This is a genomic window from Pseudomonas entomophila L48 (genome assembly GCF_000026105.1).
GTDB lineage: Bacteria > Pseudomonadota > Gammaproteobacteria > Pseudomonadales > Pseudomonadaceae > Aquipseudomonas > Aquipseudomonas entomophila.
Map to the genome: position 1 here is coordinate 4,306,690 of NC_008027.1, position 19,730 is coordinate 4,326,419.

Annotated in this window: 20 protein-coding genes; 7 read left to right on the plus strand and 13 right to left on the minus strand. The window is 65.4% G+C overall.

Annotated features, from left to right (window positions below; all coding sequences use genetic code 11):
- The first annotated feature begins 103 nt into the window (after window positions 1-103).
- Entirely contained in the window at window positions 104-952 is an 849-nt protein-coding gene (locus PSEEN_RS18475; RefSeq protein ID WP_011535079.1) for a DUF6279 family lipoprotein, read from the plus strand.
- A gap of 120 nt (window positions 953-1,072) precedes the next feature.
- Here the strand turns inward: PSEEN_RS18475 and aceK are convergent, their stop codons facing one another.
- Window positions 1,073-2,788 carry a bifunctional isocitrate dehydrogenase kinase/phosphatase gene (gene aceK, locus PSEEN_RS18480; protein ID WP_011535080.1) on the minus strand — a complete coding sequence of 572 codons (1,716 nt, stop codon included), beginning with the start codon at window positions 2,786-2,788 and terminating at the stop codon, window positions 1,073-1,075.
- A 189-nt stretch (window positions 2,789-2,977) separates the two neighbouring features.
- On the opposite strand from aceK, the gene PSEEN_RS18485 reads away from it, so the two are divergent.
- Window positions 2,978-3,853: a DMT family transporter gene (locus tag PSEEN_RS18485; RefSeq protein WP_011535081.1), complete on the plus strand. Its 876-nt coding sequence runs from the start codon at window positions 2,978-2,980 to the stop codon at window positions 3,851-3,853.
- Window positions 3,854-3,924: 71 nt separating this feature from the next.
- Here PSEEN_RS18485 and PSEEN_RS18490 read toward each other — a convergent pair whose 3' ends face one another.
- The 4 genes from PSEEN_RS18490 to cysK form a co-directional block, all read right to left on the minus strand.
- Window positions 3,925-4,806 (minus strand): DMT family transporter, encoded by an 882-nt coding sequence (locus PSEEN_RS18490; RefSeq protein WP_011535082.1) that lies wholly within the window; start codon window positions 4,804-4,806, stop codon window positions 3,925-3,927.
- A gap of 116 nt (window positions 4,807-4,922) precedes the next feature.
- Entirely contained in the window at window positions 4,923-5,087 is a 165-nt protein-coding gene (locus PSEEN_RS27040; RefSeq protein ID WP_167535663.1) for a hypothetical protein, read from the minus strand.
- 144 nt (window positions 5,088-5,231) lie between these two features.
- Window positions 5,232-6,167, minus strand: a complete 936-nt coding sequence (locus tag PSEEN_RS18495) for an aspartyl/asparaginyl beta-hydroxylase domain-containing protein (RefSeq protein WP_011535083.1) — start codon at window positions 6,165-6,167, stop codon at window positions 5,232-5,234.
- Between the two features lie 273 nt (window positions 6,168-6,440).
- Window positions 6,441-7,415, minus strand: a complete 975-nt coding sequence (gene cysK, locus PSEEN_RS18500) for a cysteine synthase A (protein WP_011535084.1) — start codon at window positions 7,413-7,415, stop codon at window positions 6,441-6,443.
- Between the two features lie 275 nt (window positions 7,416-7,690).
- Here cysK and PSEEN_RS18505 point away from each other — a divergent pair, with 275 nt between their 5' ends.
- Together PSEEN_RS18505 and PSEEN_RS18510 are read left to right on the plus strand one after the other, a co-directional pair.
- The gene (locus tag PSEEN_RS18505) at window positions 7,691-8,536 is read left to right on the plus strand and encodes an AAA family ATPase (protein WP_011535085.1); all 846 of its coding nucleotides are present in this window, start codon (window positions 7,691-7,693) and stop codon (window positions 8,534-8,536) included.
- Between the two features lie 13 nt (window positions 8,537-8,549).
- A complete protein-coding gene (locus PSEEN_RS18510; RefSeq protein WP_011535086.1) occupies window positions 8,550-9,728 on the plus strand; it encodes a vWA domain-containing protein in 1,179 nt (392 codons plus the stop codon).
- Between the two features lie 96 nt (window positions 9,729-9,824).
- Here PSEEN_RS18510 and PSEEN_RS18515 read toward each other — a convergent pair whose 3' ends face one another.
- The 4 genes from PSEEN_RS18515 to PSEEN_RS18530 are packed head-to-tail and all read right to left on the minus strand — an operon-like array spanning window position 9,825 to window position 13,501.
- Window positions 9,825-10,742 carry a 5-oxoprolinase subunit C family protein gene (locus PSEEN_RS18515; RefSeq protein ID WP_011535087.1) on the minus strand — a complete coding sequence of 306 codons (918 nt, stop codon included), beginning with the start codon at window positions 10,740-10,742 and terminating at the stop codon, window positions 9,825-9,827.
- A complete protein-coding gene (gene pxpB, locus PSEEN_RS18520) occupies window positions 10,739-11,428 on the minus strand; it encodes a 5-oxoprolinase subunit PxpB (protein ID WP_011535088.1) in 690 nt (229 codons plus the stop codon). Before pxpB ends, PSEEN_RS18515 begins: the two co-directional genes overlap by 4 nt.
- On the minus strand, window positions 11,425-12,204 hold the full coding sequence (locus PSEEN_RS18525) for a 5-oxoprolinase subunit PxpA (protein WP_044488343.1): 780 nt from the start codon (window positions 12,202-12,204) through the stop codon (window positions 11,425-11,427). The genes pxpB and PSEEN_RS18525 overlap by 4 nt, the downstream gene beginning before the upstream one ends.
- A 10-nt stretch (window positions 12,205-12,214) precedes the next feature.
- Entirely contained in the window at window positions 12,215-13,501 is a 1,287-nt protein-coding gene (locus PSEEN_RS18530; protein ID WP_011535090.1) for an MFS transporter, read from the minus strand.
- A 129-nt stretch (window positions 13,502-13,630) separates the two neighbouring features.
- On the opposite strand from PSEEN_RS18530, the gene PSEEN_RS18535 reads away from it, so the two are divergent.
- A complete protein-coding gene (locus PSEEN_RS18535) occupies window positions 13,631-14,542 on the plus strand; it encodes a LysR family transcriptional regulator (RefSeq protein ID WP_011535091.1) in 912 nt (303 codons plus the stop codon).
- Window positions 14,543-14,623: 81 nt separating this feature from the next.
- On the opposite strand, the gene PSEEN_RS18540 is transcribed toward PSEEN_RS18535, so the two are convergent.
- The 3 genes from PSEEN_RS18540 to PSEEN_RS18550 are packed head-to-tail and all read right to left on the minus strand — an operon-like array spanning window position 14,624 to window position 16,456.
- Window positions 14,624-15,145 carry a DUF2937 family protein gene (locus tag PSEEN_RS18540; protein ID WP_011535092.1) on the minus strand — a complete coding sequence of 174 codons (522 nt, stop codon included), beginning with the start codon at window positions 15,143-15,145 and terminating at the stop codon, window positions 14,624-14,626.
- Between the two features lie 11 nt (window positions 15,146-15,156).
- Entirely contained in the window at window positions 15,157-15,930 is a 774-nt protein-coding gene (locus tag PSEEN_RS18545; protein ID WP_011535093.1) for a class II glutamine amidotransferase, read from the minus strand.
- A 16-nt stretch (window positions 15,931-15,946) separates the two neighbouring features.
- Window positions 15,947-16,456, minus strand: a complete 510-nt coding sequence (locus PSEEN_RS18550; RefSeq protein WP_011535094.1) for a hypothetical protein — start codon at window positions 16,454-16,456, stop codon at window positions 15,947-15,949.
- 194 nt (window positions 16,457-16,650) lie between these two features.
- On the opposite strand from PSEEN_RS18550, the gene PSEEN_RS18555 reads away from it, so the two are divergent.
- Together PSEEN_RS18555 and PSEEN_RS18560 are read left to right on the plus strand one after the other, a co-directional pair.
- Window positions 16,651-18,693, plus strand: coding sequence for a S9 family peptidase (locus PSEEN_RS18555; RefSeq protein WP_011535095.1), 2,043 nt, complete (start codon window positions 16,651-16,653; stop codon window positions 18,691-18,693).
- Window positions 18,694-18,932: 239 nt separating this feature from the next.
- The gene (locus PSEEN_RS18560) at window positions 18,933-19,406 is read left to right on the plus strand and encodes a cyclic nucleotide-binding domain-containing protein (protein WP_011535096.1); all 474 of its coding nucleotides are present in this window, start codon (window positions 18,933-18,935) and stop codon (window positions 19,404-19,406) included.
- Here PSEEN_RS18560 and PSEEN_RS18565 read toward each other — a convergent pair.
- Window positions 19,403-19,681 carry a hypothetical protein gene (locus PSEEN_RS18565; RefSeq protein WP_011535097.1) on the minus strand — a complete coding sequence of 93 codons (279 nt, stop codon included), beginning with the start codon at window positions 19,679-19,681 and terminating at the stop codon, window positions 19,403-19,405. The two genes, PSEEN_RS18560 and PSEEN_RS18565, sit on opposite strands and share 4 nt — an antisense overlap.
- Between the last annotated feature and the right edge of the window lie 49 nt (window positions 19,682-19,730).

The following is a 19,730-nucleotide window of genomic DNA, read 5'->3' on the forward strand; positions in this document are numbered from 1 at the left end:
ACAAGGCGGCTATTCTAACACCTGACCCGCCCGGCCGCCCGAGCGTCCATTCGCTCAGAACTGCCGCGCCCCCCTTGCATCCCAGCCCAGCAGGGATCCGCCCATGCTCAAGCGCCTGCTCATCGCCGTTGCTGTCGCCATCGCCCTGGCGGCCTGCAACCGCATCGACGTGGCCTACCGCAACCTCGACCACCTGGTACCCTGGTCGCTGGGCGACTACCTGGACATGAACCGCGAGCAGAAGCGTTTGCTCGACGAACGGCTCAAGGAGCAACTGGCCTGGCACTGCCGCACGCAGTTGCCCGGCTACCTCGACTGGCTCGACCAGGTGCGCTCGATGGTCGCCAACGACGCGGTGACCGATGGCGCCTTGCAACAGCGTGCCCGGGAGGCGCGCCAGGCCATCGGCCGGGTCGCCGTGGCCATCACCCCCTCGGCCACCGAACTGCTGCGCGGCATGAACGACGAGCAGGTGGCCGAGATGCGCCGGGCGTTTCGTGCCGACATCGCCAAGCGTCAGAAAGCCTACGCCGATACGCCGCTGGTCAAGCAGATCGAGCAGCGCGCCACGCGCATGCAGAAGCGCCTGGAGCCCTGGCTGGGCGAGCTCAGCACCGAGCAGCATCAGCGGGTGATGCGCTGGTCCCAGGCCCTGGGCGACCAGAACCGCCAGTGGATCGCCAACCGCGCCCACTGGCAGCAACAGCTGGTGCTGGCGCTGAACCAGCGTGGCGACGCCAGTTTCGAGCCGCGCCTGGCGCAGTTGCTGCAGCGCAAGGAGAGCCTGTGGACGCCGGAGTACCGCCAGGCGTTCCAGACCAGCGAGCAGGAGGCGCGCAGCCTGCTGGTGGACCTGATGAAACAGAGCAGCCCGGCGCAGCGTCAGTACCTGCAGCAGCAGTTGGGCAAGGTACGGGCGGATTTCAGTGAAATGAAGTGCCTGAAGCGTTGAGTAAGGCCTCTGTAGGAGCGGCTTTAGCCGCGATCACCCGCGAAGCGGGTGCCAGGCACCGCGTTGTCTGCATCGCGGCTGAAGCCGCTCCTACAGGGGATCCACGCCGGCGAACCGCTATCAACGCGACTTACGCCGGTAAGGAAACACATCGATCACTTTCCCGGCACGAATGGCCTCCTGCAGCCCCTTCCAGTAATCAGCGTCATACAACTCCCCATGCAACCGGCTGAACAACCGCCGCTGGCCGATATCGGCGAACAGGAACGGCGGGAACTCCTCGGGAAATACATCGTGCGGCCCGATCGAATACCACGGCTCCCCGGACATCTCGTCCTCGGGGTAGCGCGGCGGCGGGATATGCCGGAAGTTGACCTCCGTAAGAAAGCTGATCTCGTCGTAGTCGTAGAACACCACCCGGCCATGGCGGGTGACACCGAAGTTCTTCAGCAGCATGTCACCCGGGAAGATATTCGCCGCCGCCAGTTGCTTGATCGCCAACCCATAGTCCTCCAGCGCCTCCAGCACCTGACCCTCGCTGGCATGCTCCAGGTACAGGTTGAGCGGGGTCATGCGCCGTTCGGTCCAGCAGTGGCGGATCAGCACCGTGTCGCCTTCCAGGCTCACGGTGGAGGGCGCCACCTCCAGCAGTTCGGCCAGGCATTCGGGGTCGAACTTGCCCTGCGGGAAGCGAAAATCGGCGAACTCCTGGGTATCGGCCATGCGCCCGACACGGTCGACGCTTTTTACCAGGCGGTACTTCTCGATCACCGTGGCGCGGTCGACGGTCTTCGACGGCGAGAAGCGGTCCTTGATGATCTTGAACACGGTGTTGAAGCCCGGCAGGGTGAACACGCTCATGACCATGCCACGCACCCCCGGGGCCATCACGAAACGGTCGTCGCTGTTGGCCAGGTGGTTGATCAGGGCGCGGTAGAACTCCGACTTGCCGTGCTTGTAGAAACCGATCGAGGTGTACAGCTCGGCGATGTGCTTGCCCGGCAGGATGCGCTTGAGGAAATTGACGAACTCACCCGGCACCGGCACGTCGACCATGAAGTACGAGCGGGTGAAGGAGAAGATGATCGACACTTCGGCTTCGTCGGTGATCAGCGCGTCCGCCTCGATCCCGTGCCCTTCGCGGTGCAGCAGCGGGATCACCAACGGCCACTGCTCGTCGGGGGTGTACAGACGGCCGACCAGGTAGGCGCCTTTGTTGCGGTAGAGCACCGGGGTGAACAGTTCGATCTTCAGCTGCGGGTCCTTGCAGACCCAGTCGGGCAGGCACTCGCGCAGTTGCTCCTCCAGGCGTGACAGGTCGGCCTCCAGGTCGCCATAGGGCACGTCGAACGCATAGTCGGCGAAGATTGCCCGCAACAGCCCCTTGAGCCTGTCCGTCAGCGCATAGGTGCGCGTTTGCGCCGCACGCTCATGGACGCGCATCGAGGGCCGGGTGGTGTGGATGAACATGCAGCCGTCGCTGATCTGGTCATGGCTGAACAGGCTGCAGAACAGCGAGTTGTACCAGGTCTCCGACAATTCATCGTCCAGGCGCGGGTCGATCAGGCGGATATAGGCGTTCTTGACCAGCGGCCACTGCTCGACATCCAGCAGCACTTGCCCTTCGAACCCTTTGCGCAGCCAGCCGTTGACCTCGGCGACCTTCTCTTCATACAGGTTGATCCGCGCCGCTGCCGCGCGCTGGATGTCCTGCCAGCGTGCCTGCTCGAAGCGCTCGCGGGCACCGAGGGTGATGCGGCGGAAATGCTCGCGGTAGTCGTCGAAACCGTCGAGGATCACGCGGGCGATCTCGGCGGCGGGCCAGGGTTGGGACATACGGGGCCTCCGGTGCTGGGTGCAGCGCTGAGCTTAGCCCATTCCATTCACCGGCAAGCCAGCCCCCACAATCCAGTAGGAGCCGGCTTGCCGGCGAACAGCCTCCCCGTTTACACAGCAAGAAAGCACAAGAATCCCGCCCATCCCCTGACGTACACTCGCGCCCCTGCCCTACCGCCGGAGAATACCGTGAGCCCTACCGCCCTAGCCCGCCTGCTGACCCTCGCCGCCGTCTGGGGGGCAAGCTTCCTGTTCATGCGCATCATCGCCCCTGAGCTCGGCACGGTGCCGACGGCGTTCTTCCGCGTGTCCATCGCCTGCCTGGGCCTGGTGGCGATTCTGGCCGCGGCACGGGTGCGCTGGGACTTCCAGGGCAAGCTGGGAGCCTGCCTGGTGCTGGGGATGATCAACTCCGGGATCCCGGCAACCTTCTATTCGGTGGCCGCACAGGTGCTGCCGGCCGGTTACTCGGCGATCTTCAACGCCACCACGCCGTTGATGGGCGTGCTGATCGGGGCCTTGTTCTTCCGCGAGGCGATGACCCTGCCCAAGCTGTGCGGGATCTTCCTCGGCCTGTTCGGCGTCGGGATCCTCAGCGGCGCCGGCCCGGTGGCGCTGGACATGGCCCTGGTGCAGGGCGCCCTGGCATGCCTTGCGGCGACCACCTGCTATGGCTTCGCGGGCTTCCTCGCCCGGCGTTGGGTCGCCGGGCTGGACAGCCGGCTGTCGGCGCTGGGCAGCATGCTGGGGGCCACGTTGCTGCTCAGCCCGCTGTTCGCCTGGAGCGCACTGACCCAGCCACCGGCCAGCTGGGGCGGTTGGGAGGTGTGGCTGTCGTTGTTGGGCCTGGGGCTGCTGTGCACCGCGTTCGCCTACATCCTGTACTTCCGCCTGCTGGCCGAGATCGGGCCGGTCAAGGCCAGTACCGTGACCTTCCTGATTCCGGTGTTCGGGGTGCTGTGGGGGGCGTGGCTGCTGGATGAGCCGCTGTCGATGGCGCATCTGTATGGCGGGGTGTTGATTGGTGCGGCGCTCTGGCTGGTACTCAAACCTGCCAGAGCATGATTCGTCCTTGTAGGAGCCAGCCTTGCTGGCGAAGGCGGCCGCATTCGCCAGCAAGGCTGGCTCCTACAGGTTTACGCCTCGGCTGCGCGTAGCGCCGGCTTGCGGAACACGAACAGCAGCCCGACCACGATCAGCCCCATCCCCAGCAGGCTCAACGGCGCCAGGCGATTACCGAAGATGATGAAGTCCATCACCGCGGTCACCGCCGGCACCAGGTAGAACAAGCTGGTGACGTTGACCAGGTTGCCCTTGGCGATCAGCCGGTACAGCAGCAAGGTCGCCAGCAGCGATACCACCAGCCCCATCCACAACAAAGCGCCGATGAAGCTCATGTTCCATTCGACATGCAACGCCTGGAACGGCGCGAACACCGCGCACAGGGCAAACCCAGCCAGATACTGCAGAGGCAAGGTCCCCATGGGGTTGTCGGTGATGCGCTTCTGCAGGATCGAGCCCAGGGTCATGCTGGCCAGCGCCAGCAGGGCGAACAGCATGCCGGCGAGCGACACCCCGCCCAGGTTGATGCCCTGGTAGACCACCATCACCAACCCGGCCAAGCCAAGCCCTAGCCCGAACAAGCGGCTGAAGGAACGCTGGCGCTCCATCAGGACCACGGTGAGGATCGGCTGCACGCCCATGACCGTGGCCATGACACCCGGGGTGACATGGGTGTTCAACGCCAGCAGGTAGAAGATCTGGTAGGCGCCGAGCAGCACGCCCCCGGTGCCCAAGGCACGCAGGATCGCGCCGCGACCGCGCGGCCAGCGCAGCCCGAGCATCGGGCTGATCAGCAGCAGGCCGCACAGTGCCAGCGCCGAGCGCAACAGCAGGAAGGCGAACGGGCTGGCCTGGGCCAGGCCAAGTTTGGAGACGATCGCCCCGCTGCTCCACAGCAGGACGAACAGGCTGGTGGTGGCCGCCGAGGCCACGGATGCTTTGGATAAGACAGACATGTATTGCCACCTGTATACGGGCAAATGAGCCGTACGGAGGGCCTATCGCATAACGAGGGGATGGCCGACCGTGTTCAGTAGGGTGCGCGTGCGGTGGGGAGACGGCCAGCGGCCGGTCAGCCCAGCACCACGACTGCGCGAGTGGGCGGAGCTACGCCGCCTACGACGCCACTGACAGGTGGTGGGTAGTGACTGATCATGGCCGGCTGCTGGCTGCCACGCACGACCACGCCCGCGACAGGCGCGAGAACGTAAGCGGTGGTGGAAGGGATGGCTGGCATGAACAGGTCTTCTGGGAAGTGAGTCGTTCGGAATATAGCGGTGAATCGAGGCTTGGGCAATACGCCTTGTCGGCCTTGTTCGCCGGCAAGCCGGCTCCTACAGGGGTAGCGCATTTCTGTAGGAGCCGGCTTGCCGGCGAAATGTCAGAACAACCAGCGGTACAGCGCGTAGGCGACGACGACCGCCAGCACCGGCCGCAGCACGCGGTAGGCCTTGGGGTTGGCGCGCTTGAACTGCTTGACGCGGGTGCTGATGACATTGCTGAAGCGCTTGCTCCAGGCGTAGGCCTGGTTGATCCCGCCGACGCGTTCGTCATCGGTGTTCTGCGGCGCGGTGGCGCGGCCGAGGAAGGCGCTGACCTTGCGGTTGATGCGGGTCATCAGCGGGCTGTTGAGCGGGCGCTCGACGTCGCAGAACAGGATCACGCGGGTGACTTCGGTCTCGTTCTTGACCCAGTGCACGAACGTTTCGTCGAACATCACGTCCTCGCCGTCACGCCAGGCGTATGGCTGGCCGTCGACGTAGATGCGGCAGTTGTCCGAGTTGGGGGTGGACAGGCCCAGGTGATAGCGCAGGGAGCCGGCGAACGGGTCGCGGTGCGGGTTCAGGTGGCTGCCACCGGGCAACAGCGCGAACATCGCGCCTTTGACATTCGGGATGCCGCTGACCAGTTCGACGGTCTTCGGGCAGAGCGCCTCGGCCGACGGCAGCGGCTTGTCGTACCACTTCAGGTAGAAACGCTTCCAGCCCTTCTTGAAGAAGGAGCCGAAACCGGCGTCGTTGTCTTTTTCCGCGGCGCGGATGTAACCCTCGTCGAACAGGCGCATGGCCTCCTCGCGGATCACCTCCCAGTTGTCCTTGAGCACGTCCAGCTCCGGGAAGCGCTGGCGGTCCAGGTACGGTTTGGAGGGCACGCCGGAGAACAGGTACATCAGGCTGTTGTAGGGGGCGAACAGCGCCGAATGGTTGACGAACTGGCGCAGCACCGGCAGGCGCGCCTTGCCGCGCAGGTGCACGAACAGCACACTGCCGAAGAACACCAGCAGGACACCTGCCTTGGCGACGAAGGAAAAGGTCATGCAACACTCCTTGGAGGGGAAATCTGGCCATCCCCGGATAGCCGGACATCATAAACCCATCCTGCCCGGGTAAAAACAACCGGGGCAGGATCGCAGTGTTAAGGATTGTGCAATAAAGGTCTGGATCCGGTATTGCGCCGGATCATCGGTGAAGTGGAAATCCTGGGGACGCTGCGCGTCCCTTTCGCGACACGAGGCCGCTCCCACAGGAGTGCACGATCTGTTGTGGGAGCGGCCTTGTGTCGCGATGGGCTGCAACGCAGCCCCTCAAGGTTACTGCTGGTTTTCCTGCTCGGTGAACATGTCGCTGAACAGCATGCTCGACAGGTAGCGCTCGCCCGAGTCCGGCAGGATCACCACGATGGTCTTGCCCTGCATCTCGGGCTTCTCGGCCAGGCGCACGGCCGCCGCCATGGCCGCGCCGCAGGAGATGCCGCAGAGGATGCCCTCCTCCTGCATCAGGCGGATGGCCATGGCCTTGGACTCTTCCTCGGTGACCGTCTCGACCTGGTCGACGATCGACAGGTCGAGGTTCTTCGGCACGAAGCCGGCGCCGATGCCCTGGATCTTGTGCGGGCTGGGCTTGAGCTCCTCGCCGGCCAGGGTCTGGCTGATCAGCGGCGAGTTCACCGGCTCCACCGCCACCGACAGGATCGATTTGCCCTGGGTGTGCTTGATGTAGCGCGACACACCAGTGATGGTACCGCCAGTGCCGACACCGGCCACCAGCACATCGACCGCACCATCGGTGTCGTTCCAGATTTCCGGGCCGGTGGTCTTCTCGTGGATGGCGGGGTTGGCCGGGTTGTCGAACTGGCCTGGCAGGAAGTGCTGGGCAGGGTCCGAGGCGACGATCTCGTTGGCCTTCTCGATGGCGCCTTTCATGCCCTTGGCCTTGTCCGTCAGCACCAGCTCGGCGCCCAGCGCTTTCAGTACCTTGCGTCGCTCCAGGCTCATCGAGTCGGGCATGGTCAGCACCAGCCGGTAGCCACGGGCGGCGGCGACGAAGGCCAGGCCGATGCCGGTGTTGCCCGAGGTGGGTTCGACGATGGTCATGCCCGGCTTGAGCTTGCCGCTGCTCTCGGCGTCCCAGATCATGCTGGCGCCGATCCGGCACTTCACCGAATACCCCGAGTTGCGCCCCTCGATCTTGGCCAGGATGGTCACCCCGCGCGGGGCGATGCGGTTGATCTGCACCAGCGGCGTGTTGCCGATGGAATGGGCATTGTCGGCGTAGATACGGCTCATGGCAGGGGTCCCTTGAATGCATGGACGGGCGGATTGACCTTCAAGGGTAAGCCTGCCTTGCCAGGGCGTAAAGCCCGTTCCAGGGCGCGGGGTGACGGACCATTCAGGGACTGAATACCCGGTCTGCGTTTGCAGCCGCCAAGTGCGGGGTTATAGTCGCTGACAAATCACCAACATGTGTTGCCCGCCCCGCCCCTTCCGCCGACAAGCCAGTTCCCGTAGGAGCCGGCTTGCCGGCGAAAGGGCCCGCGCGGCCCCCCGCAGAGGATCGGTTCATGAAGTTCGAAGGCACCCGCGACTACGTCGCCACAGACGACCTGAAGCTGGCGGTCAACGCGGCCATCACCCTGGAGCGCCCACTGCTGGTCAAGGGCGAGCCCGGCACCGGCAAGACCATGCTTGCCGAGCAACTGGCCGCCTCCTTCGGCGCCCGCCTGATCACCTGGCACATCAAGTCGACCACCAAGGCCCACCAAGGCCTGTACGAGTACGACGCGGTCAGCCGCCTGCGCGACTCGCAGCTGGGCGTGGACAAGGTCCACGACGTGCGCAACTACCTGAAGAAGGGCAAGCTGTGGGAGGCCTTCGAGGCCGACGAGCGGGTGATCCTGCTGATCGACGAGATCGACAAGGCCGACATCGAGTTCCCCAACGACCTGTTGCAGGAACTCGACAAGATGGAGTTCTACGTCTACGAGATCGACGAGACGATCAAGGCCAAGCAGCGCCCGATCATCATCATCACCTCCAACAACGAGAAAGAGCTGCCCGACGCCTTCCTGCGCCGCTGCTTCTTCCACTACATCGCCTTCCCCGACCGCGCCACGCTGCAGCAGATCGTCGACGTGCACTACCCGAACATCAGCCAGTCGCTGGTCAGCGAGGCGCTGGACGTGTTCTTCGACGTGCGCAAGGTCCCGGGCCTGAAGAAAAAACCGTCCACCTCCGAGCTGGTCGACTGGCTCAAGCTGCTGATGGCCGACAACATCGGCGAAGCGGTGCTGCGCGAACGCGACCCGACCAAGGCCATCCCGCCGCTGGCCGGGGCCCTGGTCAAGAACGAGCAGGACGTGCAGCTGCTCGAGCGCCTGGCCTTCATGAGCCGGCGCGGCAACCGCTGACAGGAGCCGGGCCATGCTGCTCAACCTGTTCAATGAAATGCGCGCGGCCAAGGTGCCAGTATCGGTACGCGAGCTGCTCGACCTGCACCATGCCTTGCAGAAGGGCGTGGTGTTCGCCGACATGGACGCGTTCTATTACCTCGCCCGGGCCATCCTGGTGAAGGACGAGCGCCATTTCGACAAGTTCGACCGGGCATTCGCCGCCTACTTCAAGGGCCTGGAGAACCTCGACCGGCATATCGAGGCCTTGATCCCCGATGAGTGGCTGCGCAAGGAGTTCGAACGCTCGCTGACCGATGAGGAGCGTGCGCAGATCCAGTCCCTCGGTGGCCTGGACAAGCTGATCGAAGAATTCAAGAAGCGCCTCGAGGAGCAGAAGGAACGCCATGCCGGCGGTAACAAGTGGATCGGCACCGGTGGCACCAGCCCGTTCGGCTCGGGGGGCTTCAACCCCGAGGGCATCCGCGTCGGCGAGGCCGGCAAGCGCCAGGGCAAGGCCGTGAAGGTGTGGGACCAGCGCGAATACAAGAACCTCGACGACCAGGTCGAGCTGGGCACGCGCAACATCAAGCTGGCGCTGCGCCGCCTGCGCAAGTTCGCCCGCGAAGGCGCCGCCGAAGAACTCGACATCGACGGCACCATCGACCACACCGCCCGTGACGCCGGGCTGCTGAACATCCAGATGCGCCCCGAGCGGCGCAACACGGTGAAGCTGCTGTTGCTGTTCGACATCGGCGGCTCGATGGATGCCCACGTCAAGGTGTGCGAGGAGCTGTTTTCGGCCTGCAAGACCGAGTTCAAGCACCTGGAGTACTACTACTTCCATAACTTCATCTACGAGTCGGTGTGGAAGAACAACATGCGCCGTACCTCCGAGCGCTTCGCCACCTTCGACCTGCTGCACAAGTACGGCGACGACTACAAGGTGGTGTTCGTCGGCGACGCGGCCATGGCGCCCTACGAGATCACCCAGCCGGGTGGCAGCGTCGAGCACTGGAACGAAGAAGCCGGGTACGTGTGGATGCAGCGCTTCATGGAGAAGTTCAGGAAGATCATCTGGATCAACCCTTATCCGAAGCAGGCCTGGGACTACACCGCCTCGACCCACCTGGTGCGGGACCTGATCGAGGACAGGATGTTTCCGCTGACCTTGCAGGGGTTGGAAGACGGGATGCGTTACCTGTCCAAGTGATAGTGCCAGTACCGGCCTCTTCGCCGGCAAGCCGGCTCCTACAGGTTCGCCGCCAATCCTGTAGGAGCAGGCTTGCCGGCGAAGCGGCCGGCAGCCTCACCGCCAACGTTGCAGATAGCCCTGCTGCTCCCGCCACGCCTCATCCTGCACCACCGCCCTGAACCGCACCGCCGCCCCCGGCATGCACTGCGCCAGCCGCGCCAATGCCAACGGCGTCAACGCCCCCAGCCGTGGATAACCGCCAATGGTCTGCCGGTCATTGAGCAGCACGATCGGCTGCCCGTCAGGCGGCACCTGCACCGCCCCCAGCGGGATCCCCTCGGAAATCATCGGCGCGCCCTGGTACACCAGCTGTGGCCCGAGCAGGCGAATGCCCATGCGGTCGCCCCGGCTGTCCAGCGTCCAGTCACTGTTGAACGCCTCGAACAGGCTGGTGCCGCTGAAATCGCCGATCTGCGCGCCCATCACCAAGTCCAGCAGTGGCTTGTCGGCATACACCGGGCGCAGCGCTTCAGGCACTTCCCGTAGCACTGGCAAAGCTGCGCCGAAGGCCAGCACCTGTTCCTTGGCCAATGCCCTGCCCTGCCCATCGAGACCACCCAGTGCTTCGCGCACCACCGTTGCACAACTGCCCAGCACTGCCTCGCCCTGGAACCCGCCCGGCGCCGCCAGGTAGGCGCGCACGCCGTGCCGTGGCTGGCGCAGGCTCAGGCATTGGCCCTTGCTCAGGCGGAAACTGCGCCACGGCGCCAGCGGCTGGTCATCGATGCGGGCGTCCAGGTCGGCACCAGCCAACGCCAGCATGCAATCCTGCTCGGCCACTATCCTGAAACCACCCAAGGCAACCTCGACCACTGCATTGTCCAGGGCGTTGCCCAGCAGCCAGTTGGCCCAACGCATCGCCACCCAGTCCAGCGCGCCGCCTTGGGTCACACCCAGATGCCGCACACCAAAACGCCCGGCATCCTGCAACAGGCACAGCGCGGTGCTGGCCTCGATCCTCAACTGGCTCATGCCTGGGCCTCCAGCGGGCTGTCGTCACCGCCCAGGTTGATGAATTCCCTATGCTCGACCGCCACGAAACGCACCCGGTCGCCGGGCTGCAGCAGGCTGTTCCCTTTCCTGTCGAACAGACGCACCGGGGTGCGGCCAATCAGATTCCAGCCCCCCGGCGACACGGCCGGGTAGGCGGCGGTCTGGCGCTCGGCAATACCGACGCTGCCCGCCGCCACGCGCTTGCGTGGGGTGCTTAGCCGCGGCGTGGCGAGGCGCTCGTCGACCAGGCCCATGAAACCGAAACCCGGTGCGAACCCCAGGGCGAACACGGGGTAGTCACGCCTACTGTGCAGGCGGATCACCTCGGTTTCGCTCAGGCCTTCGCGGGCTGCCAATACCGGTAGCTCCGGGCCGACACTGGCGTGGTACCACACCGGAATCTCGTGCCGACGCCCGGCATCGCCGGCATCCGGCTGCAAGCCTTCCAGCGCTTGCAGGATCAGTTGGCGCGCCTCACTCGGCGCCAGCTCGAACTGCACCATCAATGTGGTATAGGACGGCACCAGGTCGATCAAGCGTTCACCGAACGCCGCCCGCAGACGCTGGCTGGCGGCAAGAATCCACGGCATGTTGGCTTCGTCGATGCGGTCGAACAGCCGCACCATCAGGCTGTCGATGGCGACCACTTCCAGACGTGCCTTCATGGCTGCTCCAAAGCATCGAACGCCTGGCGGATCTGGCGCACCGCAGCCACGGAGCTGTCGTTGTCACCGTGGACACACAGCGTACGCGCCTGCAAACGCACGGCACTGCCATCGTCGGCCACCAGCGTTTCGCCACGGGCCAGACGCACGGCCTGCTCAACCACCAATGCCGGGTCGTGATGCACCGCGCCGGGCAGGCGTCGTGACACCAGGTGCCCGCTGGCGGTATAGGCACGGTCGGCGAACGCCTCGAACCACAGCGGCACGCCGATCTCGTCGCCCAGTGCCTGGGCCGCACGGTCATCGGCGGTGGCCATCAGCATCAGCGGCAGGCCGGAGTCGTAGGCCGCCACGGCCTCGAGCACCGTGCGCAGCTTTTGCGGGTCGGCCATCATGTCGTTGTACAGCGCCCCATGGGGCTTGACGTAGGCCACCCGCCCCCCGAGTACCTTGCAGATGCCGTCCAGCGCGCCGATCTGGTAGTGCAGCAAGTCACGGATTTCGTCGTTGCTGCAGGCCATGGAGCGGCGCCCGAAGCCGACCAGGTCCGGGTAGGCCGGGTGGGCGCCGATGGTCACGCCGTGCGCCAGCGCCAGCGCCACGGTGCGGCGCATGGTGCCGGGATCGCCGGCATGGTAGCCACAGGCGATGTTGGCGCAGTCGATGTAGGGCATCACCTCGGCATCCAGGCCCATGCGCCAACTGCCGAAGCTTTCACCCATGTCGCAATTGAGTAGCAGGCGTTTCACCTGGCGGACTCCCGTGTCGATGTTCATGTGGCCTACCTTAACGCGCCTGGAGTTCTTTGCCGCGGGTTTCCGGCAGGCTCAGCGCCGCCAGGATCACCACGCCGTAGGAGACTGCGGCGAACGCGCCAATGCCCAGGCCCAACGGCACTTTTTCGCCCATCAGGCCGATCATCAATGGGAACAGCGCCGCGATGACTTTGCCGATGTTGTAGCAGAAGCCTTGCCCCGAGCCCCGGATGCGGGTGGGGAACAGCTCGGTGAGGAACGACCCCATGCCGCTGAAGATGCCCGAGGCGAAAAAGCCCAGCGGGAATCCGAGCCACAGCATCACGCCATCGCTGACCGGCACCTGCGTGTACAGCAGCACGATGACGAACGAGCCCACGGCGAACAGGATGAAATTCTTGCGCCGCCCCAGCAGGTCGCTGAGGTAGGCACTGACCACATAGCCGATGTAGGAACCGACGATCACCATGGCCAGGTAGCCCCCCGTGCCCAGCACGCTCAGGCCACGCTCGTTCTTGAGGAAGGTCGGCAGCCACGAGGTGATGGCGTAGTAGCCACCCAGCGCACCGGTGGTCAGCAACGAGGCGCGCACGGTGATCCAGAGCATGCCTGGGGCGAAGATCTCGTAGAAGTGCGAAGGCGCCTCGGCGGTTTCGGCGGCCTTGGCTTCGCGATACACCTCCGGGTCCTTGACCAGGCGGCGGACAAAGATCACGAAGATCGCCGGCAACAACCCCAGCAGGAACAGCGCGCGCCAGGCCTGCTCGGCCGGCAGCCAGGAGAACAGCAGCGCATAGAGGATCGCCGTCAGCCCCCAACCAATGGCCCAACCCGATTGCACCATGCCCACCGCCTTGCCACGGTCCTGGGCGCGGATCACCTCGCCGATCAGCACCGCGCCGGCGGTCCACTCGCCACCGAAACCGAAGCCCATCAGGGTGCGGGCGATCAGCAATTGTTCGTAGCTCTGGGCAAAACCGCAGAGGAAGGTGAAGAAGGCGAACCACAGCACCGTCAGCTGCAAGGTGCGCACCCGGCCGATGCGGTCGGAGAGAATGCCGGCGACCCAGCCGCCCAGGGCCGAGGCGATCAATGTGCTGGTGTGGATCAGCCCGGCCTCGGCGGTGGTGATGCCCCAGAGCATGATCAGCGTAGGGATGACGAAGCTGAGCATCTGGGTGTCCATGCCGTCCAGGCCGTAGCCGATCTTGCAGCTCCAGAAAGTGCGTCGTTGCTGGGAGTCGATGTCGCGGTACCAGGCGAAGGGGCCGCTCGAAGAACGGGCGGGGGCCTGCTGCTGCACGCCGGTCGGGTTCATGGATGCCTCGGCTTGTTGGTATTGTTTTATGGGCGACGTCGGGCGTCGCGGCCTGAGTATCATGTTCGAAGGGCGCGCCACTCGCGTCCAACGAGAAAAACAGCCGGTCTGGAACAAGAAAAACTGATCATGAACCTACGTTTCCTCGAAACCTTCGTCTGGGTCGCCCGGCTCAAGAGCTTTCGCCTCACTGCCGAGAAGCTGTTCACCACCCAGGCCTCGGTGTCCAGCCGCATTGCCGCGCTGGAGGCCGACCTGGGCGTGAAACTGCTGCTGCGTGATTCGCGTGGGGTCAGCCTGACGCCCGAGGGCGGCAAAGTGCTGGAATACGCCGAGCGCATGCTGGAGACGGCCAAGGCGATGAAGCAGTCGCTGGACAGCGACCGAGCCAAGACCGGGCGTATTCGCCTGGGGGTGATGGACACGGTAATCCACACCTGGATGAGCGCCCTGGTGGCGGAGCTCACCGAGCGCTACCCGCAGGTGGAGATCGAACTGGTGGCCGACACCGCGCTGAACCTGCGTGAGCAGCTGCAAAAGGGCTTTCTCGACGTGATCCTGCAGACTGACCTGTTGCGCGAGCAGTCCATCCGCAGCCTGGACCTGGCGCGCTACCCGATGGGCTGGATCGTGGCAGCCGGCTCGCCGCACCATCGCACTTATCCGTCGCTGGCGGAGTTGGCCCGCGAAAGGATCGTCACATTTTCGAAGAACTCGCGACCGCACCAGGAGGTGCTCAGCCTGCTGCAAGGCGCCGGGGCAGAGGCGCCGCGATTGAACTGCGTGAACTCGGTGGCGGCCATCACCCGGCTGCTGCGCGACGGCTTTGGTATCGGCGCCCTGCCACCGGCGTTGGTGGATGGCGAGTTGAGCCGGGGCGAACTGGTGTTGCTGGAAGGCTTGCAACCGCCGCCGAGCCTGGAGCTGGTGGTGGCCTGGCAGACTGGGGTGGCATTGGTGGACGAAGTGGTAACGGTCTGTCGCCAGGTGCTGGAGCGCTATGCGCGGGATGTAGGTGGGCAGCGGATCGTGCTGGTCTGAAAGGCCCATTCGCCGGCAAAGCCGGCTCCTACAGGTTGGGCGCGGCCCTTGTAGGAGCCAGCCTTGCTGGCGAATCGGCCCCTAACGCCAACTCTCTTTCACTGCCTTGCGCCGCCCGCCGAGAATTACCCAGCCCACCAACAGCAACAGGCTCTCGACCACGAACGCCAGCACGAACCCGGCGCCGATGCCCCAACCGATCGCCTCGGGCACCAGCAGGATCTGGTAGCTGTAGCCCTTGAGCGTCTCCTCACGCAACGCAGGCTCCGGTTGCACCAGTACATGCCAGGTGCGGCTCACCCAAGATCCCTGCAACGCCTGCCACTCGTGCTCGAGCAGTTGGTTGCGAATCAGCAGGCTCTCGATGCTGTTGGCATCGCTGTTGAACACCGGATCGTCACTGCTGCGGTAGTGCCGCACCAATGCCTGCAAGTCGCCATTGAAGAACCGCTGGGCAGTCTGACGGAAACCGTCGAGCGCCTGGCGCGATTCGAACAGGTGTGCCTCGACGCGCTGGCTGTAATCCTTGACCAACCCCGGGACCTGGATCCCGGCCAGCAGCCCAAAGGTGAACAACAGCAAGCGCAGGTAGCTTCTGAACATGCGGGGCGTCCTTAGCTCTGCCCGTGGGCGACGCACTCACCGTGGCGCCACAGGGCCCATTGGCCCGGCTCATAGCGGTGCCAGGTCTCGTTTTCAGTCAGGGCCTCGGTGGCGATCACCGTGACCACGTCGTTGGGGGTGGTCTCGGTGTGGAAATCAACGATCAGGTCGACATCCTTCAACCGGGCGGCGCCGAACGGCGCACGGCGGGTGATGTGCACCAGCTTGGTGGAGCAGAAGCAGAACAGCCAGTCGCCATCGCTGAGCAGGCAGTTGAACACGCCCTTGCCACGGTATTCAGCACAGGCCTCGACCAGCACCGGCAGCAACTGTTCGACCTCGACCGGTTCGGGGAAGGTGGCGCGCACGCGGTTGAGCAAGTCGCAGAACGCCGCTTCACTATCGGTGTCGCCCACTGGCCAGTAGAACGTACGCTGGCCGCTGAACTCGCCCAGCTGGCCGTTGTGCGCGAAGCACCAGTTGCGCCCCCACAGTTCGCGCACGAACGGGTGGGTGTTGGACAGGCAGACCTTGCCGACGTTGGCCTGGCGGATATGGCCGATGACCACTTCGCTCTTGATCGGGTAGCGCTGCACCAGGTTCGCCACCTCCGACTCGCTGCTCGCGGCCGGGTCCTGGAACAGGCGCAGGCCGCGCCCTTCGTAGAAGCCGATGCCCCAGCCATCGCGGTGCGGGCCGGTGCGCCCGCCGCGCTGCATCAGGCCGGTGAAGCTGAAGACGATATCGGTGGGGACGTTGGCGCTCATGCCCAGCAGTTCGCACATGTTCGCGGCTCCTGGCTTACAGACGGGGTTCGACGCGGCCCTGGCCGGGGCCGGGGCGACGTGCGGGCGCGGGGGCCGGGTCGTCGCGGTAACGGTCGCGGCGATCGGCGGCCACCGGGGCCTCGACCATCACTTCGTCGTCTTCCTTCGCCTGACGCTGGGCGGCAGCTTCCTGGGCGGCACGACGCTCACGAGCGCGTTTTTCCAACGGCCAGCGGATCAGTACGAAAACAATGTACAGGGCAAAGGCGATCATGCCGTACATGGCCAGGTCGGCGGCGGCGCGCAGCTCGTTGCTGCCCACCTTGAACGCTACATCGAGCGCGCCGATTGCGATGGCCGGGGCGAAGCTGTCCTTGACCGGGTCGACAATAGTGGGGGTGAACAGCAGGACGGCGACCAGCACCCGCAGCGGCTCGCGCAGCCAGCGCCACATCCAGCCGGTCAGCTTGAAGGCCACCAGCAGGCAGCCCAGGGCGGCAACGGCGTACAGGCCCCAGGCCAGCGTATAGTCGTGTTCGGTCATGGTGTTGGTGCATGCCAGGCAAAGAGACGCCTATGATAAACACTTTTACCGGCGCAGGCTGCCCCCGAGCGGCGCAGTGAGCCTGTCAGGGCCTCTTCGCGGGTAAACCCGCCTCCACAGGGATATCGCTGCACCTGTAGGTAGGAGCGGATTTATCCGCGAAGAGGCCAGCAGCCCCAACCAAGAGATCCCCAATGCCCAACGCCCCTCGCCCCCCCATTGCCCGCCCGGCCGAAGGCACCGACCCCTACGCCTGGCTGCAGAACCGCGACGCCCCCGAAGTGCTGGCCTACCTGAACGCAGAAAACGCCTACCAGGAAGCCTGCCTGGCCGACCAGGCCCCACTGCGCGAACAGCTGTTCGAAGAGATCAAGGGCCGCATCCAGGAAACCGACCTGTCGCTGCCCTCCCCTTGGGGCCCATACCTCTACTACACCCGCACCACTGCCGGCGACGAATACCCGCGCCACTACCGCTGCCCACGCCCGGCCGACGACAGCAACACGGTCGACGAAAGCCGCGAAGAGCTGCTGCTCGACCCCAACGCCCTGGCCAACGGTGGTTTCCTCGCCCTCGGCGCGTTCAATGTCAGCCCCGACCACCGCCTGCTGGCCTACAGCCTCGACACCAGTGGCGACGAGGTCTACACCCTGTACGTCAAGGACCTGGCCAGCGGCGCGCTGACCACCCTGCCCTTCGACGACTGCGATGGCAGCATGACCTGGGCCAACGACAGCCAGACACTGTTCTTCACCGAGCTGGACGACACCCACCGCCCCTGGCGCCTGCGCCGCCACACCCTGGGTGAGACCGGCGCGAGCACCGTGTTCGAGGAGCCCGACGGGCGCTTCTTCCTGCACTGCTACCGCGCCAGCTCCGAACGCCAGCTGGTGCTGCTGCTCAACAGCAAGACCACCAGCGAGGCCTGGGTGCTCGATGCCGCCACGCCGCAGGCCGCATTCACCTGCCTGGCAGCGCGGGTCGAAGGCCATGAGTACTATCCAGACCATGGCCAACTCGACGGCCAATGGCGCTGGTTCATCCGCAGCAACCAGGACGGCATCAACTTCGCCCTGTTCCAGGCGCCGGCGGACAGCGTGCCAGCCCGCGCGCAATGGCAGGTGCTGGTGCCGCACCGCGACGACATCATGCTCGAAGGCGTCAGCCTGAACGCCACGGCGCTGTCCCTGAGCCTGCGAGAAGGTGGCCTGCCGATCATCGAGGTGCACCCGCAAGGGTTGCCGGCCTACCGCGTCGAGCTGCCGGACGCCGCCTACAGCCTCTACGTGCAGGACAGCCTGGAGTTTGCCAGCACACGTATCCGCCTGCGTTACGAAGCGCTCAACCGCCCAGCCCAGGTGCGCCAGCTGGAGCTGGCCACAGGCGCCCAGCAGGTGCTCAAGCAGACCCCGGTGCTGGGCCCGTTCGATGCCGACGACTATGTCAGCCAACGCCTTTGGGCGGTGGCCAAGGACGGCACCCGGGTACCGATCAGCCTGGTGCGCCGTCGCGTCGACCTGGACAAGACCGTGCCGCTGTACCTGTACGGTTACGGCGCCTATGGCGAAAGCCTCGACCCATGGTTCTCCCACGCCCGCCTGAGCCTGCTGGAGCGCGGCGTGGCCTTCGCCATCGCTCATGTGCGCGGCGGCGGTGAGCTGGGCGAGGCCTGGTACCGCGCCGGCAAGCAGGAACACAAACACAACAGCTTCGGCGACTTCATCGCCTGCGCTGAACACCTGGTCGCCGAGGGCATCACCGCCCGTGATCGCCTGGCCATCAGCGGCGGCAGCGCCGGCGGCCTGTTGATGGGCGCGGTGCTCAACCTGCGCCCGGAGCTGTTCCGCTGCGCCATCGCCGAAGTGCCGTTCGTCGACGTGCTCAACACCATGCTCGACCCGGACCTGCCGCTGACCGTCACCGAGTACGACGAATGGGGCAACCCCGAGGAGCCCGAGGTGTACGCGCGGATCAAGGCCTATGCCCCCTACGAGAATGTCCGCGCCCAGGCCTACCCGGCCATGCTGGTGGTCGCCGGCTACAACGACAGCCGCGTGCAGTACTGGGAAGCGGCCAAATGGGTGGCGCGCCTGCGCACCCTCAAGACCGACCACAACCCGCTGTTGCTCAAGACCGAGATGGGCGCCGGGCACGGTGGCATGAGCGGGCGCTACCAGGGGCTGCGCGACGTGGCGCTGGAGTACGCGTTCGTCTTCAATGAACTGGGCGTGGTGTAAAACGCGTTTTTCGTTGTCATAGGGATCGGTCACCCCACCTGAAGGTGACGCGCTCCCTACGGGAGAAACTGTATTGCATTGCCTGCACTGGCCCATTCGCCGGTAAGCCGGCTCCTACGCGTTCAGCGCCATACCTGTAGGAGCCGGCTTGCCGGCGAATGGGCCAGTGCAGCCAGCACAAGACAGTTGCCCCCACAGGGTACCGCGGCGCTTTCCCGACATGCGAAGAAGAACAACACATGCCCGACACCCAGCACCTGAACGCCGAGATCCGCGACATGCTCATGGACTGCGGCTTGTTCGACACCCTGCAGCCTGGCGATTTTCTCACCGCCGCCGGTTACTTCAGCCTCACCGCCGTCGATGAAGGCCAGGCAATCTTCAACGAAGGCGACGCCGGCACCTTCATGTGCATCCTGCACCGTGGCGTAGTCTCGGTACGCAAGCGCGACGCCAACAGCACCTCAGTGGAAATCGCCACCCTGCGCAAAGGCCGGGCCTTCGGCGAGATGGCCGTGCTCGACGGCGAGCGGCGTTCGGCCACCTGCGTGGCGGCCAGCGACTGCCAGTTGCTGACCCTGGGCCGCGATTCGCTGGACAAGATGATCAACGACGCCCCGCGCATCGCCGCGCGCATCATTCGCGCCCTGGCCGTGGCCTTGTCCAAACGCCTGCGCATGCAGGACGGCCAGCGCCTGGCGCAACAGATCTAATCGTCGTCGACCGGCCCCTTGGGTGTCGGTGGTTGCAACCCAGGCAATGGCTGATCCTTGGGCGGCCCCGGCAGCGGCATGGGCGGCAGCAGCGGCGCGCCGGGCTGGTTGTCGCCTGCCTTGGGCGGCGTGCTGGGCGTGATCTGCGGGTAGGGGGTGGGCGTGGGCGTGCCAGGCGTGCCCGGCACCGGGGTCAAGGGCCGCTGTTGCAGGCCGGCGGCGTCGACCGCGGGCGCTGCGCCAAGCAACAGTGCGGCAAGAATCACAGGCAACATCTGCAGCCTCCCGTCTGAACCTTCCTACAGACTAAGCCCAATGCCACGG